The 263-nt window shown below is 66.9% G+C and carries 1 pseudogene; it reads right to left on the reverse strand.

From position 1 onward, the window contains the following. Nucleotides 1-263: pseudogene (locus CVH10_RS21570) on the reverse strand (cation transporter); the annotation flags it as partial.

Below are 263 nucleotides of genomic sequence, written 5' to 3' on the forward strand. Positions count from 1 at the left end.
GGCTTCCGGACCGACGCGCCAGACATGAAGATCGGTGATACGCGCGTCGCCTGGCGCCTCGACCAACTCGCGCACTTCCTCCTCTACATGATGATCGGTCGCATCGAGCAACACGGACGCCGTGTCGCGCATCAGCGTCCATGACCAGCGCGCGATGACGATCGCACCGACGATGCCCATCACCGGATCCATCCAGACCCAGCCGAGATAGCGGCCCGCCAGCAGCGCGGCGATGGCGAGCACCGAGGTGAGCGCGTCGGCCC

The sequence above is a fragment of the Halomonas sp. ND22Bw genome (assembly GCF_003011945.1).
Classification (GTDB): domain Bacteria; phylum Pseudomonadota; class Gammaproteobacteria; order Pseudomonadales; family Halomonadaceae; genus Halomonas; species Halomonas halophila.